We start from the raw sequence: 16018 nt of genomic DNA, 5'->3' as shown, positions 1-16018 counted from the left end.
CCACCGGCACGGAGGACGTTCAGAAGTTGCTCACGGCCGTCGCCGGAGCTGGTCGGGATCCTGGGCACCGCACCGAGCGGGAGGCCGTCGACCTTGTCGACCGCCTCCGACGCGCAGCTGCCCATCCGGACCACGGCCTCACATTACCCGCGGGACAGCCCCGGGCGGGGGAAGGTGACCGCCGGCGTAGTAGCTGCCGACGCGCTCCCGGTATTCCGGGTCGGCCGGATCCGCATCGAACGGCGGTGCGTCCTTGATCTGTTCCTTGGTCCGGTCGACGTGCACGACGCGTTCCTGGTGATCCACCCGCTCCACAGTGCCGGCGGGCAGCAGCACCTTCTGGCCGAAGATCCAGGGCCCGGTGTCCACCACCAGGTAGCCGGCATCCGCCTCGTTGCTCGCCTCGTCGATGGTGCCGATCCGCCCGTCACTCGCCTGGACCTGGTAGCCCACCAGGTCCACAGGCGTGCCGGGGCCGGGAGCGTCCGGACCGTCGTGCCCGCCGTCCTGGTCGTCGGGCGGGGTGACCGAGGGGGTGGTCTGCGTGTATCCGCCGGCCAGGGCGGACGGGTCACGCCAGGCCCAGGGATTGAAGATCGAGGGTTGCATGGGGCACCTCCGGGGGGACGGTCCTCAGCTGTCCTGTTTCGAAGTGCCCATCCCGCTGCCGTCGGAAACAGACCGGGTCGCCCCCAGTGCTTGCGTGTCTGTGCTGATAGGCCAGGTGAACAGGTGCGCTGGCATACTCGGCTGCCATGGTGCTGTCGCGAGGTTGGGCTGTCTTCCTGGTCGGGGTCGGGATCTGGACCTGGGTGATCTGGCCGAGGTTCGCGATCGCCATCTGGCAGGACCCCCGGTCCTGGGCGTCCGGCACTGTCGCCGACGGCGCCGCCACCAGCTTCCTGTGGGTGCACGCACTGCTGATCGCGGCCTCTCTCGCCATCGGCACGACGGTCGGTGTCCTCGGCATCCGCGCCTGGTTCGCCGCTCGTCGGCGGCAATCGGCCTGACCTGCCCGCCTCCCGGTGACAGCGGCTGTCGCAGAACGGATCGGGCCTCGGTCCGAGCTCGGCTATCGGTCGACGACGCGAATGTGACGCGCGCCGCTACCCGTGGATTTGACGATCAAACCCGGGGACGCGTAACTTTCTCTCTGTCAGCGCGAACGGGGCAAACGGGACGAAGTCCTGAGGGCCCGGAACGAGTTGGCAACCGGGTCAAGCAGGGGTTCGCTCCTGCGGGACACGGTCCGGGCGGGGCTTGCCGGATCGGCCGCGAGGCGGATTTGGTGCGGCGAAGCCGACCGGGTAAGGTTCACGACCGGCAGGGCACCGGGCGAGACTGCGGGAAACCGCAGCGGCCGGTTCTGCCAAATCCGACGACCTGACGCAGCGGTCCGCTGCTGCGTGAGTGCGCCGGTGCCAACCCGTACGAAGCATGACAGACCGGGACACACGGTTTGACACGGCGAAGACGGTGAGGTAACGTAGTAAAAGTGCCCGGCGCGAGAGCGGCGGGGACACAGAACGAAAAGCCCCGGTTGGGGTTCCGCTGAGGTGGGGCTTCTGGTCGGTGTGTGGTTGTTCTTTGAGAACTCAACAGGGTGCTTGTAAAGCCAGTGCCAATTATGATTTATACCCCGGACTGGTCAGTTTTTGCTGGCTGGTTGGGATTTCCTTTGGCAACATTTGTTTGTTGTCAGGATGCTGTTCAACTAATTTTTTGTTGGAGAGTTTGATCCTGGCTCAGGACGAACGCTGGCGGCGTGCTTAACACATGCAAGTCGAGCGGAAAGGCCCTTCGGGGTACTCGAGCGGCGAACGGGTGAGTAACACGTGAGCAACCTGCCCCAAGCTTTGGGATAACCCTCGGAAACGGGGGCTAATACCGAATAGGACTTCCGGCCGCATGGCTGGGGGTGGAAAGTTTTTCGGCTTGGGATGGGCTCGCGGCCTATCAGCTTGTTGGTGGGGTGATGGCCTACCAAGGCGACGACGGGTAGCCGGCCTGAGAGGGCGACCGGCCACACTGGGACTGAGACACGGCCCAGACTCCTACGGGAGGCAGCAGTGGGGAATATTGCACAATGGGCGGAAGCCTGATGCAGCGACGCCGCGTGAGGGATGACGGCCTTCGGGTTGTAAACCTCTTTCAGCAGGGACGAAGCGAGAGTGACGGTACCTGCAGAAGAAGCACCGGCCAACTACGTGCCAGCAGCCGCGGTAAGACGTAGGGTGCGAGCGTTGTCCGGATTTATTGGGCGTAAAGAGCTCGTAGGCGGCTTGTCGCGTCGACCGTGAAAACTTGGGGCTCAACCCCAAGCCTGCGGTCGATACGGGCAGGCTAGAGTTCGGTAGGGGAGACTGGAATTCCTGGTGTAGCGGTGAAATGCGCAGATATCAGGAGGAACACCGGTGGCGAAGGCGGGTCTCTGGGCCGATACTGACGCTGAGGAGCGAAAGCGTGGGGAGCGAACAGGATTAGATACCCTGGTAGTCCACGCTGTAAACGTTGGGCGCTAGGTGTGGGGGACCTCTCCGGTTTCCTGTGCCGCAGCTAACGCATTAAGCGCCCCGCCTGGGGAGTACGGCCGCAAGGCTAAAACTCAAAGGAATTGACGGGGGCCCGCACAAGCGGCGGAGCATGCGGATTAATTCGATGCAACGCGAAGAACCTTACCTGGGTTTGACATGGCCGCAAAACTCACAGAGATGTGAGGTCCTTCGGGGGCGGTCACAGGTGGTGCATGGCTGTCGTCAGCTCGTGTCGTGAGATGTTGGGTTAAGTCCCGCAACGAGCGCAACCCTCGTTCGATGTTGCCAGCGCGTTATGGCGGGGACTCATCGAAGACTGCCGGGGTCAACTCGGAGGAAGGTGGGGATGACGTCAAGTCATCATGCCCCTTATGTCCAGGGCTTCACGCATGCTACAATGGCCGGTACAATGGGCTGCGATACCGCGAGGTGGAGCGAATCCCAAAAAGCCGGTCTCAGTTCGGATCGGGGTCTGCAACTCGACCCCGTGAAGTCGGAGTCGCTAGTAATCGCAGATCAGCAACGCTGCGGTGAATACGTTCCCGGGCCTTGTACACACCGCCCGTCACGTCACGAAAGTCGGCAACACCCGAAGCCGGTGGCCCAACCCCTTGTGGGAGGGAGCCGTCGAAGGTGGGGCTGGCGATTGGGACGAAGTCGTAACAAGGTAGCCGTACCGGAAGGTGCGGCTGGATCACCTCCTTTCTAAGGAGCACCTTCCGACGAAAGTCGGTAAGGAGCCCGCACTGCCCGACTGTGGTGGTGGGGTGCTCAGATGGCGGAGACACTGGCAAGTTTTGCCCTGGCAACGGCCGGCGGCGCCTAGTACAGCCACTTCGGTGGTGGGAATGGTTGCTGTTGGTGCGGCTGGGGGAGAATGTGAGCACCCTGTTGGGTCCTGAAGGAACAACCATTGGTTGTTGTTTCAGAGACTTGGCCAGCCCTCCGGTGTGGGGGCTGGGAGTCTGCCAGGCATGGCCTGGCCCCACATACCGCTGGTCCTGAAGGGCTGGGTTTGGTGTGGGGCGGATCGGGTTGTGGGTTGGTCGTTTGTTGAGAATTGCACAGTGGACGCGAGCATCTTTGTGGTCAAGTTGTCAAGGGCGAACGGTGAATGCCTTGGCACCAGGAGCCGATGAAGGACGTGGGAGGCCGCGATAGGCCTGGGGGAGCTGTCAACCAAGCTGTGATCCCAGGGTGTCCGAATGGGGAAACCTGGCACCAGTCATGTGGTGTCACCCACACCTGAACACATAGGGTGTGTGGAGGGAACGCGGGGAAGTGAAACATCTCAGTACCCGTAGGAAGAGAAAACAATTTAGTGATTCCGTGAGTAGTGGCGAGCGAAAGCGGATCGAGGCTAAACCGGCTGCGTGTGATACCTGTCAGGGGTTGCGTGGTCGGGGTTGTGGGACCCTGCTGAACAAGCTGACACTTGTTCGAGAAGTTACAAAGTTAGTGGCTAGTCGAACAGTCTGGAATGGCTGACCGTAGACGGTGAAAGTCCGGTAGGTGAAAGTTGCTGACCTTCTGTGGGTGTTCCCGAGTAGCGGCGGACCCCTGAAATCTGCCGTGAATCTGCCAGGACCACCTGGTAAGCCTAAATACTTCCTGGTGACCGATAGCGGACAAGTACCGTGAGGGAATGGTGAAAAGTACCCCGGGAGGGGAGTGAAATAGTACCTGAAACCGTTCGCCTACAATCCGTCGGAGCCTTGCGGGGTGACGGCGTGCCTTTTGAAGAATGAGCCTGCGAGTTAGTGGCATGTGGCGAGGTTAACCCGTGTGGGGGAGCCGTAGCGAAAGCGAGTCTGAATAGGGCGATTCAGTCGCGTGTCCTAGACCCGAAGCGGAGTGATCTAGCCATGGGCAGGCTGAAGCGCGGGTAAGACCGCGTGGAGGGCCGAACCCACCAATGTTGAAAAATTGGGGGATGACCTGTGGTTAGGGGTGAAAGGCCAATCAAACTCCGTGATAGCTGGTTCTCCCCGAAATGCATTTAGGTGCAGCGTCGCGTGTTTCTTGCCGGAGGTAGAGCACTGGATGGTCTAGGGGGCCCACAAGCTTACCGAAATCAGCCAAACTCCGAATGCCGGTAAGTGAGAGCGCGGCAGTGAGACTGCGGGGGATAAGCTTCGTAGTCGAGAGGGAAACAGCCCAGATCACCAGCTAAGGCCCCTAAGCGTGTGCTAAGTGGAAAAGGATGTGGGGTCGCATAGACAACCAGGAGGTTGGCTTAGAAGCAGCCACCCTTTAAAGAGTGCGTAATAGCTCACTGGTCAAGTGGTTCCGCGCCGACAATGTAGCGGGGCTCAAGCACACCGCCGAAGCTGTGGCATTCACATTTTAACCTCGCTTGGACTTGATTCCTTGTGCAGGTGTGTGGATGGGTAGGGGAGCGTCGTGCCGCGAGTGAAGCAGCGGGGTGACCCAGTTGTGGACGCGGCACGAGTGAGAATGCAGGCATGAGTAGCGAAAGAAGGGTGAGAAACCCTTCCGCCGGATGACCAAGGGTTCCAGGGCCAGGCTAATCCGCCCTGGGTGAGTCGGGACCTAAGGCGAGGCCGAGAGGCGTAGTCGATGGACAACGGGTTGATATTCCCGTACCCGCGAAAGAGCGTCCCTGATGAACCTCGTTGTGCTAACCACCTGAACTGACTGATGTCTTCGGACGGATGTCGGGGAGGCTGGGAACCTGATGGGTAGTAGTCAAGCGATGGGGTGACGCAGGAAGGTAGCTGAGCCCGGCCGGTGGTTGTGCCGGGGTAAGCGTGTAGGCCGTGTTGTAGGCAAATCCGCAACACATTTAAGGCTGAGACGTGATGCCGAGCCGATTCAGGTGAAGTCAGTGATCCTATGCTGCCGAGAAAAGCCTCTAGCGAGTTCTTAGCGGCCCGTACCCCAAACCGACACAGGTGGTCAGGTAGAGAATACCGAGGCGATCGGGCGAACTGTGGTTAAGGAACTCGGCAAATTGCCCCCGTAACTTAGGGAGAAGGGGGGCCGGAGACGTGAAGCCCCGCGCGGGTGGAGCGTTGTATGGCCGCAGAGAGCAGGGGGAAGCGACTGTTTACTAAAAACACAGGTCCATGCGAAGAAGTAATTCGATGTATATGGACTGACGCCTGCCCGGTGCTGGAACGTTAAGGGGACCTGTTAGCTCTTCGGGGCGAAGCGGAGAACTTAAGCGCCAGTAAACGGCGGTGGTAACTATAACCATCCTAAGGTAGCGAAATTCCTTGTCGGGTAAGTTCCGACCTGCACGAATGGCGTAACGACTTCCCCACTGTCTCAACCACAGGCCCGGCGAAATTGCAGTACGAGTAAAGATGCTCGTTACGCGCGGCAGGACGGAAAGACCCCGGGACCTTTACTATAGCTTGACATTGGTACTCGAATTAGCTTGTGTAGGATAGGTGGGAGCCGGTGAAGTCCATACGCCAGTATGGGTGGAGGCAATCTTGAAATACCACTCTGGTTGATTTGGGTATCTAACTTCGGACCGTTATCCGGTTCAGGGACAGTGTCTGGTGGGTAGTTTAACTGGGGCGGTTGCCTCCTAAAAGGTAACGGAGGCGCCCAAAGGTTCCCTCAGCCTGGTTGGCAATCAGGTGTTGAGTGCAAGTACACAAGGGAGCTTGACTGTGAGACTGACAGGTCGAGCAGGGACGAAAGTCGGGACTAGTGATCCGGCACTTGCGAGTGGAAGCGGTGTCGCTCAACGGATAAAAGGTACCCCGGGGATAACAGGCTGATCTTCCCCAAGAGTCCATATCGACGGGATGGTTTGGCACCTCGATGTCGGCTCGTCGCATCCTGGGGCTGTAGCAGGTCCCAAGGGTTGGGCTGTTCGCCCATTAAAGCGGTACGCGAGCTGGGTTTAGAACGTCGTGAGACAGTTCGGTCCCTATCCGCCGTGCGCGTAGGATACTTGAGAAGGGCTGTCCCTAGTACGAGAGGACCGGGACGGACGAACCTCTGGTGTGCCAGTTGTCCTGCCAAGGGCACGGCTGGTTAGCTACGTTCGGAAGGGATAACCGCTGAAAGCATCTAAGCGGGAAGCCTGCTTCAAGATGAGGTATCCCACCCACCTTGGTGGGGTAAGGCCCCCAGCTAGACGACTGGGTTGATAGGCCGGAAATGTAAGCCCGGTAACGGGTTCAGTTGACCGGTACTAATAGGCCGAGGACTTGACTACTAAGCTGCTACGCGTCCACTGTGCAACTCTCGATAAACGAACAACAGACCACACATGTTGGTGTTGGTGTTGTTTGACATGTCGATAGAGTTACGGCGGTCATGGCGGAGGGGAAACGCCCGGTTACATTCCGAACCCGGAAGCTAAGCCCTCCAGCGCCGATGGTACTGCACTCGTGAGGGTGTGGGAGAGTAGGACGCCGCCGGACAATCTTTCCAGAAAGGGTCACCCGTTACCGGGTGGCCCTTTCTGCGTTTCCCCCATGGTTTTGCGTGGTCTCGCGGCCGATGATCGACTCGGTTTTCGTGAAATCGGGGTATCAGGCCCCCGGATACCGCGGTTTCGGTGTCCTGAGTCGGTCAACGTCCTCGCGGCCTGGCAGCGATCCTGAGGATCCTGTGGTGGCTGGCGTCCCGGGTGCTTCGGCGCGGTATCGGTGGTTAGGTCATGGGCCGTTCGAGGAGATGTGGCATCCCGCCGCACACCGGTTCCGTGCCGAGATCCGAGTGCCGAGATCCGAGTGCAGGACGCACGGGGTGGTGCCGATGCCGCCCGCAGGGTGGCCGGCGCCACGGCCAGGGCCGTGACGCCGGCGAGTAAGACCTCAGCGCGGACGAGACCTCAGCGGGCGAGACCTCAGCGGGCGAGACCTCAGCGGGCGAGACGTCAGGCTCGGCGGAACCTCAGAGCAGGTGAGGCGTCAGGAGGGCTTCGGCCCGCAGACGTAGCGGGGCTCCGCGTCGTAGCGCCAGGTGAACTTCTCCCGCTTGACCACCGCGCCACCCTTCTTGATGACCCGGAAGGCGTCCTGCGTGAAGCCGTTGATGCCGTTGGTCGCGATGCACGAGGGGCCGGGCTCCAGGTGGATCAGCTTCGGCGTGGTGATGTTGCGACGCGGCCCGTACTCCGTCTTCACGCTGTCGTAGATCTTCGTGCTCCAGATCGACACCGTGATCGTGCTCGACGTGTACGAGGTGTCGATCAGAACGCCGTAATCGGTGTTGTTGCGGAACTTGAAGTCCAGGTCCGGCCAGAAGATCGTCGACTCGATGACCGCCGGGTACCTGTCGAACCAGTACGAGTGCGGCTTGTGCTCGACGTCCTCCAACCCGGCGTAGTAGGTCGCGTTGAACAGCGTGGTGGTGAACTGTGAGGTGCCACCGCCGACGCCCGGCACCAGTTTGCCGTTCAGGATGACCGGGGCGTCCCGGTAGCCCTGTGCGTAACCGCGTTCGCCGGTGTGACCGTTCAGGGAGAACGTCTTTCCGGGTAGGACGACCGTGCCGTCCACGTCCTTGGCGATGGTGGCGATGTTCTGGCTACGCGACGAGGCCAGACCACCGGTGAATCGGGTGGTGAAGGTGGACACCCGCTCCTTGATGCCCAGGCTGGTCAGCTTCTCCGCGGTCAGCTCCGGTGGCGTCGGCTTCAGCTCGCCGGTCACCTCACGACCCTCCGACTTCGGCAGCACCGCCAGCAGCTCGGTGCCCAGGGTCGCCGTGTCCAGCTGCTGGCCGGAACGCCCTTCGGTGATGGTGGGACGGCCACCGGCGATGGTCACGGTGGCGTCCTTCGCCGGGACCTCGACAGCGTTCAGGTCATCGCCGAGCGCCGCCCGCAGCCGCTTGACGTCCACCGACGGCGTCAGCTTGCCGGTCTTGTCGGCGGTGAACCGCAGGCTCTTCGCGATGGCGGCGGGCGGGACCTTCACCGAACCCTTGTCGGTGCGCAGGGTGACCGGCGCGGCGACCGCCGGCTTCGCCAGCTCGGTGACCAGCTTGTCCAACTCCTCCGGCGTGGTCGCCGGGTGGCTCTCCACCAGGGGCACGGTGACCGGGTTTCCGGCCAGCCAGGCGGCACGGACCACCTCGGCGGACCGCTGCGGATCCAGGGCCAACCCCGGTTTGGGCTGCACCACCTTCGGCGTGGTGCCCTGGTAGCTGATCGCCGGCATCGTCATGCCCTGGGCCTGGTCGCCGAGCACCTTGCGGAGCGCGTCGTCCAGCCGGCCCGCGTCGACGGTGACCACCGGTTCGACAGTGCGGGAGCCGACCAGCCGGCTGACCGGGTGCGCGTCGGCCTCAGCCGCTGCCGCGACGGTCGCCGGCACGTCGACGGCGAGCCCCACGTCGGCCGGGTTGATCTCGGCGGTGCGTCCGTCGACGGTGACCGTCAGCGGTTTGGCGAGCGCTGCCGCCCGCCGCTCCAGCTCCGCCCGCAACTCCCGGTCGGCGTCCGCGCGGCTCCGGCCGCCCAGCTCAGTGCCGAGCACGCTGGTGCCGCGGGGAACGTCCCCGGCGTACGCCCAGGCGCCGGCACCCGCGACAGCAGCGAACACACCACCGGTGACGCCAGCGGCGAGCAGCATCCGCATCCGGCCGGGGCGGCGCGGGCCGCCCTCCGGCTTGCCAGGGACGGGCGCCGGCCCGGCCGCCGGTCCGTCGTCCGGCCAGGTGACCGCGGTGACCTGCACGGTGGGCCGGTCGTCGGCGGGTGGACTCTTTTCGCCGTACAGCGTCACTGCAACCTCGATCGCCAGGGTGCCGCGGGAGTTTCCCCTCCCGGAGGCACCTACGGTAACGAATGCGCGGCCGTCCTTGGCGGCTACGCCCACCAGACCCAGCTACCGCGTGTCTCCCGGCGTGTCGCGCTGGCCCGGGGGTGCTGCCGGTGTCGAAGCGCAGACGTGGCACGGTGACCGGGTGGACACAGCGGAACGGGTGTTGGCGTACGGGGGCGGCTGGCTGGACCGGGCGGGCCCGTTGCGCACCGATCCGGCCCGGATGAGTGCGCTGCTCACCGAGCCGACCACGGTGGTGCTGCCCATGTGGCGGGACCGCTGTCTCGTCGACGGGGACGGGCCGGTCCGGCTCACCGCCGAGCGCGCGTCGCTCGTCCGGTCCGCCGCCGGTGAGACCGTCTTCCTGGGGCTCGACGGGGACGCGGCCGTGTTCGCCGCTGACCTGTCCGGGCTTCCCGAGCGGGCCGCCGTCGAGATGGCCGGTGCGACGCGGTCCGTCGACGTACGGACAATGGTCGGGCGCCTGAAACCAGGCGACGCGGCCGTCCAGGCGTACGGCAGGGGGTTGCTGCACTGGCACCGGCAGCAGCGGTACTGCGGGACCTGCGGTGCGGCGGCCGTCGCCGGTGGGGGCGGGCACCTGCGGACCTGCACCGGCGGTGAGTGCGGGCGGATCCTGTTTCCCCGGATCGAACCGGCGGTCATCGTGTTGATCGAGGCGCCCGGCCCACCGGGGCGGTGTCTGCTGGCCAGGCACGCGGGTGCGCCGGAGGACGCGTACTCGACGCTGGCCGGGTTCGTCGAGGTCGGCGAGAGCCTGGAGGACGCGGTCCGTCGGGAGATGGCCGAGGAGGCGGGCGTGACCGTCACCGAGGTGACCTACCAGGGGTCGCAGGCGTGGCCGTTCCCTGCCGGCCTGATGGTGGGCTTCCGGGCCACCGCCACGTCCGAGGAGGTGCGCGTCGACGGCGAGGAGTTGCTGGAGGCGCGTTGGTTCACCAGGGCTGAGCTGCGGGACCGGATGGCCTCCGGCCGGAGCCTCGGTCGGGTGGACGCCATCGACCACCGCCTTCTGAGTGACTGGCTCGTGGAGAGCTAGCCCGGCCCGATCGCTGGTGCTCCGGTTGGTCGACGGGCGGTCACCGCCATGATCAGAGTGGTGACGATGGCGGTGCCCAGAGCCGCGAGGAGGAGATCGGCGACGGTGCGTGGCCGTATCGTCGCCGCGACGGTCACCAGGCCGGCCGTGCCCACCCACAGCGGTGCCGCGGCCCACCGCGCACCGGCTGCGAGGCGGTCGTTGAGTAACACGAACACCACCGCGTAGAGCGCGCCGATCGCAGCGAAGAGCGGCGCGTACCGGCCGAGGTGGGCGTAGACGGGTCCACCGGCGAGGCGGAAGGCCAGCCCTCCGGCGAGGGTCGACGCGAGCACCAGCACCAGGCCGCAGGTACCCGTCACCGTGAGCGCCACCGTGCGGCTGCGGCGGTCACCGCGGGCGAGACGCGGCAGGGCGAGGACGGCGGCAACCTGGGGTGCCCAGAGCGCGCCCTTGCTCAGGACCGTGCCGACCGAGTACGCCGCGGAACCCGACGGGGGAAGTAGTTGCCGGGCCAGGAGCAGATCGGCGTAGGAGACGACGAGCATCGCCAGGGTCGCGCCGCAGCCGGCGACCACCTGAGCGGTGGTCAGCCGTGGTGCGGTGGACGGTCGTCCGGGTGCGCGGGCGAGTCGGGCCAGCACCGCCGGAGCGAGCGCCACGGTCAGCGCGCCGACTGCCAGCGCTCCGGTCAGTCCCGCGCCGAGCAGCAGCCCGGCGATCACGCCGCCGTAGCGGCCCACGGCGAGCAGGGCCATCCCGGTGGCGAGTCGCAGGAAGCGCTGGCTGCCCTGCAACTCCCCCAGGGAGCGGGCGGAGAGCACGATCGCCGCCGTGGTGACCGCCAGCAGTGCGGGCACCTCGACCGGGAGGTCAAGAGCGGCGACCAGCAGTGGCGTCGCCGCGATGAGGCTCCCGGCGCACACGGCGGCCGTGACTGCGGTGAGCCGCCGGGTGTCGGAGGTTCCGTGCCGGGCGTGGTGCACGGCGACGGCCAGTTGCAGACCGAGCCCTGGCACGCTGACGATGGCCACCAGGCCGAGGGCGGTTGCGAGTGCGCTGAGGTCGGCCGGGTCGAGCCGCCGGGCGGCCAACACCGGAACCAGGTAGGCCAGGCCGTTGACGAGGACGCCGGCCAGGGTGACACCGACTCCCGCCGCGCCCAGTCCGTTGGCCCGTCCGCCGGTCGGCTCCGGCTCCGCGGTCTCCTCCGGACGGCCGGGTCGCCGGGCGCTCACGTGATGTCGGACAGGGCCGGGTGGTGCCCGTCGGTCGTGTTCCGCATCGGTGCCTCCGCGACCGCCGGATCCGGTTCCGCCGGAACGGCTGGGGCCGCCGGAGTCGGCGTGACTCGGCGTACGGGTCGTCGCCGGGCGGCGGTGGAAAGCCAGAGAGCGCCCAGGGCGACGACGATCGCGAGTTGCAGCAGGGCGTTGGTGTTCCGTTGCGTCGACTCGAGGTAGGCCCACCCGGCGAGCAGGACGAGCGCGCCGGGGAGCCACGTCTCGACGGCCCGTCTGATCGTCCTGGCCCGGCGTGGGTCGGCTGTCCAGGGCAGGCGGCGAGGGCCGGGTACCGCCAGCATGAAGCCAGCCGCGACCAACAGGCCGCCGATGAGTCCGCTCGACAGCACCAGCGCGGCGGCGCCGACGGCCAGCAGCGGCAGGGATCGGGTGACCCGACGACGGCCTCGCGGTACGGCGGTCGACGAGGTGCGCGCGGTGGGCTGCCGGGCGGGCAGCACCGCGAGGAGGACCACCACCGCCAGCAGGATGCCGCCGAGCAGAAGGCCCGCTCGGTAGGTCGTGTCCGGGGCGAAGCGGAGTACCACCTCCCCGGAGGTGCCGGCGGGAAGAATCCAGCCCTGCTGCCATCCGTCCACCACCAGCGGCTTCAGCGTCCGCCCGCCGATGGTCGCCTCCCAGCCCGTGTTGGTGTTCTCCCGCACGGCGAGTACGCGGTCGACGGGGTGGCCGGCCACCCGTACGCGTCGTTCGGTGGCTGCCCAGGAGCCGACCTCGATGGCGCTGGCGACCGCCGCCGGGGTCGGCGTGGACGTCCGCGGCACCAGGGCGACCCGAGTCGGCGAGGAGAGATTGCTCGGTGTGGTCACGAGGCGGTGCTCGCCGCGACCCAGGTCAAGCTGTCGGGGCGTGGCCCGCCCGCATGGTTCGACCGGCATCTCGCGCAGTTCGAGCAGGTCGCGGAGTGTGCCGCGGAGCGTGGTGGTCACCCGGGACGCGCCGATCTGCAGCGTCGGACCCGACCCGCAGGCCAGTGTCACGGGTGCGTCGAGGCGCGATTTGACGATGGGCGCTCCGGGCAGCACGGTCACCTCGCCGACCGCGACGGGCAGCTTTTCCGGCAACCGCAGCTTGTACGGGTCCGTGCTGGTGGCGGACGGCTTGTCGAGGAACTGAATGGTGATTTCGTCGGTCCGCATCGGCGGGTCCAGGCGAAGGAGCCCGTCGTCGCCGAGCAGGCTGCTTCGGAAACCGCCGTCGCCGACCACCCGCACACTTCCGAGGCGGGTGGCGGCTGTTTCGTCGTCTACGGAGAACCGGAGCCCGGTGATGGTCTGCGGCTTGAGCCACTTGAGGCGAAGGATCGGTGCCTCGTCGCTGACCGCCGGTGACCAGCTGGTGGTCGGGTCCCCGTCGAACGCCGCGCCGGCCCGACCGGTCGGGTCGGCAACGGCCGTTGATGAGGCGGTGACCTGCGCGGTGAGGCGCAGCGGCTGTGCGTCGGCCACCAGCTTGTCGAGGACGTTGTCCAGATCCGGGCCGGCCGTCGGCCGCGCCCACAGCTTGGCGTCGTACGTGCCGGCGGCGGGCAGGGTGAGGGTCCGGTCGATGGTGGAGGCGTCCTCAGAACCGCGTACGGCGTCGGTGGAGCAGCGAGGATGGCCGTCGACGGAGAAGCAGGCCGGCGTGGTGGGCGCCGCCGACACGACGACGGTCGCCGGCCGATCGGTGGCCGGTGCGGCGGGAAGGACAAGGGTCCGGCTCGTCTGGACGCCGGGAATCTTGATCTCGGCGATGCCCACCGATCCGTTACCGAGCGGGCGGAGGTCGTAAGTGTCGTCGATCGAGATCTGGACCGCGCGGGTGACATGGACGCCGGGCAGTTCGAAGACCATGTGATCGCTGAACTGTTCGACGGTGCGGCTCTCGTACCCGGCGGTGACGGTCACCGTCGTGGGCAGGGTGTCGGCCTTCAGGTCGAACCAAACCTCGACCCGGGTGACCCGTGTCGGGTTGGCGAGACCAACCTCGACCCACTGGCGGTCGCTGGGCGAGTACGGCGCGGACTGCCAGGAGGTTTCGGGTTTGCCGTCCATCGCCGCGTAAGGCTGGTGCTCAGGGCGGGCGCCGCCGGGGGAGTCCACCTGCGAACGGGCGGTCGACGCGCGAATCGCGCTGATGCCCTCGAAACGGGCGACGGTCAACTGCTGCGCCCCCCACTCGGGCAGGTAGTCGTGAGCGGGTGCCGTCACCTCGAAGGTGTCATCGGCGGTGAGAGTCTGGGAGGCGTTGTCGCGCGATCGGCCGAACGACACGTCCCGCCTGCGCAGCCCGTCGGTCATCGCGACCGGGCCGGCAACGCCGGCAGCCGCCGCGTCGCCCGCCAGGACCGTTGGCGCCGCGCCGAGCTGCCCTGCCGCGGCGAGGTCGAGGAGCGATTCGGGGCCTCCCACCACGGTGCTCACGTCGTCACGGTCGTATGCGACCACCGGCTCGACTGGCCGGTCGACCCGGTAGACCTCCAATGCCCGGACGGACACGTCGAGCCCTTGGTCGCGGAACTCGTCCTGGGACGACGGCCCGCCGCGCAGGGGGCCGAAGGAGGTGACGCGGGTCAACCCGGGTGAGCGATCCAGTGCCTGGCGGACCACTGCCGGGCGGGCCGTGTCGGAGCGGCCGTGGTCAAGGTCGGCGCGGAACAGGACGTGGCTGATCCCGGACCGGGCGAGCAGGTCGGCCAGCCCGGTCGAGCCGGCGCCGGTGGCGAGTGTCGACTCGATCGCGTCCAGCAGCCGGATCGTGGTCGGTGGGGTGAAGGGGATGGAGTTGCGTACCGCCCACCGGCTGTTCAGCAGCGGCTGGGTCATCTCATCGGTGGTGTTGCCCCAGTCGTACGAGGGGAAGCGCGCCCCGGGTACGACGAGTACCCGCCCGCGCCCGGTGTTCGCGTCGAGCCAGTCGGTGGCCTCATGCCAGTAGCCGGGCACCGCCTTGACGCCGCCTGGCGTGGCGAGACCGCCGGCGAGCGCGGGCGTGGCAACCGCCGTCACGGCGACCATGGCCACGCCGGCCGTGAGCCAGGCCCGTGCGACCGTTCGTGGGCGGTGCTGCTCGGGCGCGGTGCGTGCCGCGCGGACGGCCAGGCCGATCAGGTGCGCCATGCCCAGGGCCAGGGGCAGGCGGAGCAGGACGTCGAACTTGTGCACGTTGCGCAGGGGGGCACCGACGCCGTCGAGGAACTCCCGCTGAGGGCCGGCGAGGAGGTTCGGCAGGTCACCGACGTGCCCCAGACCGACGAGCGCGGCGCCCAGCACCAGACCGGTGATGAGGAACCGGCGGTGCGGCATCCCGCGTCGGGACAGCCCGAGGACACCGAGGGCGGCGACCACCAGGGTCGCGGCGACCAGTAGCGCCTCGTTGGCGAGTCGTGCGCCGGCCGGAAGGTTCGGCCCGAACGGGGAGGCCACGTAGGCGAGCCAGTAGGAGGCGCCGCGGAGCGTCGTCACCGCGTCGGTGACGCTGGTCGTGTTCCGGGCGGTCTCGATGTAGTCCAGGAAGGGCGGGCTGTACCGCCCCAGAACCAGCAGCGGAACCAACCACCACGCCGTGGCCAGCGCCACCGCGCCACACCAGGCGGCGATGGCGGTGACGCGGCGGCGTAAGGGCTGGAGGGTGGCGAGCCAGAGCAGGGCGAGTGGCACAACCGCGGCCACGGCTGTGGCGTTGACTCCACCGGCGCAGGCGACGGCGACGGCCGACCCGGCGACGGCGCGCCGCAGGGGGGTGCCGCGGGCGAGGCCCACCAGCGGGATGAGCACCCAGGGGGCGATGGCGCTGGGCCAGGACTCCACCGAGGCCCAGCCGAGCTGGGTGAGGATGCGGGGTGACAGCGCGAAGGCGACACCGGCGATCATGCGTCCGGCGGGTGTGCCGATGCCCAGCCTGCCCGACAGCCTTACCACTCCCAGGTAGGCGACACAGAAGATCAGCGCCCACCACAGCCGCTGGACCACCCACGGCGCGAGGCCGAGTTCCGATCCGAGCAGGAAGAACGGGCCCATCGGCCAGAGATATCCGTACGCCTGGTTCTGTAGCTGACCGAACGTGCCGGTGGGGTCCCAGAGGTGCAGCGAGCGGAGCAGCCACCCGGCGGGGTTGACGCTCAGGTCGATCTTGGTGTCGGGGACGACCAGACCCGGGGCCTGCTGAAAGGCGAGGGCGGTGAGAGCGATGCAAATGGTCAGGTGCCGAAACCGTCGGGCCGTGTGCCGGGCACGGCTGGACCCCGGAGCGGCATCATTGGTCACCTCTGCACGCATTTCGGCTCCTGTCTTCGCCAGCCGGACGCGCACCTGCAACCGACGACCGTCGCGCGACGTTATCCGGGTCGGGCACGGACGGGCCACCAGGGGTGCTGCGGTG

6 protein-coding genes and 3 rRNA genes are annotated in these 16018 nt (G+C 66.7%); 5 read left to right on the top strand and 4 right to left on the bottom strand.

Translation table 11 applies throughout. From position 1 onward, the window contains the following. Positions 1-138: 138 nt before the first annotated feature. Entirely contained in the window at positions 139-609 is a 471-nt protein-coding gene (locus CLT68_RS05510) for a PRC-barrel domain-containing protein (RefSeq protein WP_099849268.1), read from the bottom strand. Between the two features lie 146 nt (positions 610-755). On the opposite strand from CLT68_RS05510, the gene CLT68_RS05505 reads away from it, so the two are divergent. The 4 genes from CLT68_RS05505 to rrf all read left to right on the top strand — a co-directional run bounded on the left by CLT68_RS05505 (position 756) and on the right by rrf (position 6940). Then, on the top strand, positions 756-1010 hold the full coding sequence (locus CLT68_RS05505; protein ID WP_099849266.1) for an SCO4848 family membrane protein: 255 nt from the start codon (positions 756-758) through the stop codon (positions 1008-1010). 712 nt (positions 1011-1722) lie between these two features. Beyond that, positions 1723-3239, top strand: a 16S ribosomal RNA gene (locus CLT68_RS05500). A gap of 382 nt (positions 3240-3621) precedes the next feature. Beyond that, positions 3622-6732 (top strand): 23S ribosomal RNA (locus CLT68_RS05495). 91 nt (positions 6733-6823) lie between these two features. After that, a 5S ribosomal RNA gene (gene rrf, locus CLT68_RS05490) occupies positions 6824-6940 on the top strand. Together the 16S, 23S and 5S rRNA genes form the textbook arrangement of a ribosomal RNA operon. Positions 6941-7432: 492 nt before the next feature. On the opposite strand, the gene CLT68_RS05485 is transcribed toward rrf, so the two are convergent. Continuing rightward, the gene (locus tag CLT68_RS05485) at positions 7433-9253 is read right to left on the bottom strand and encodes a VanW family protein (protein ID WP_099849264.1); all 1821 of its coding nucleotides are present in this window, start codon (positions 9251-9253) and stop codon (positions 7433-7435) included. A 181-nt stretch (positions 9254-9434) separates the two neighbouring features. Here CLT68_RS05485 and nudC point away from each other — a divergent pair, with 181 nt between their 5' ends. After that, positions 9435-10352, top strand: a complete 918-nt coding sequence (nudC, locus tag CLT68_RS05480; protein ID WP_486482080.1) for an NAD(+) diphosphatase — start codon at positions 9435-9437, stop codon at positions 10350-10352. On the opposite strand, the gene CLT68_RS05475 is transcribed toward nudC, so the two are convergent. After that, positions 10349-11590: a polysaccharide biosynthesis protein gene (locus CLT68_RS05475; RefSeq protein ID WP_099849263.1), complete on the bottom strand. Its 1242-nt coding sequence runs from the start codon at positions 11588-11590 to the stop codon at positions 10349-10351. The two genes, nudC and CLT68_RS05475, sit on opposite strands and share 4 nt — an antisense overlap. Continuing rightward, positions 11587-15915 carry an alpha-(1->3)-arabinofuranosyltransferase gene (locus tag CLT68_RS05470; RefSeq protein WP_099849261.1) on the bottom strand — a complete coding sequence of 1443 codons (4329 nt, stop codon included), beginning with the start codon at positions 15913-15915 and terminating at the stop codon, positions 11587-11589. The genes CLT68_RS05475 and CLT68_RS05470 overlap by 4 nt, the downstream gene beginning before the upstream one ends. Positions 15916-16018 lie beyond the last annotated feature (103 nt).

Source organism: Micromonospora sp. CNZ299 (assembly GCF_002754415.1).
Note: the sequence above shows the minus strand (reverse complement) of the source record. Positions and strands in the feature narration are given on the sequence as shown.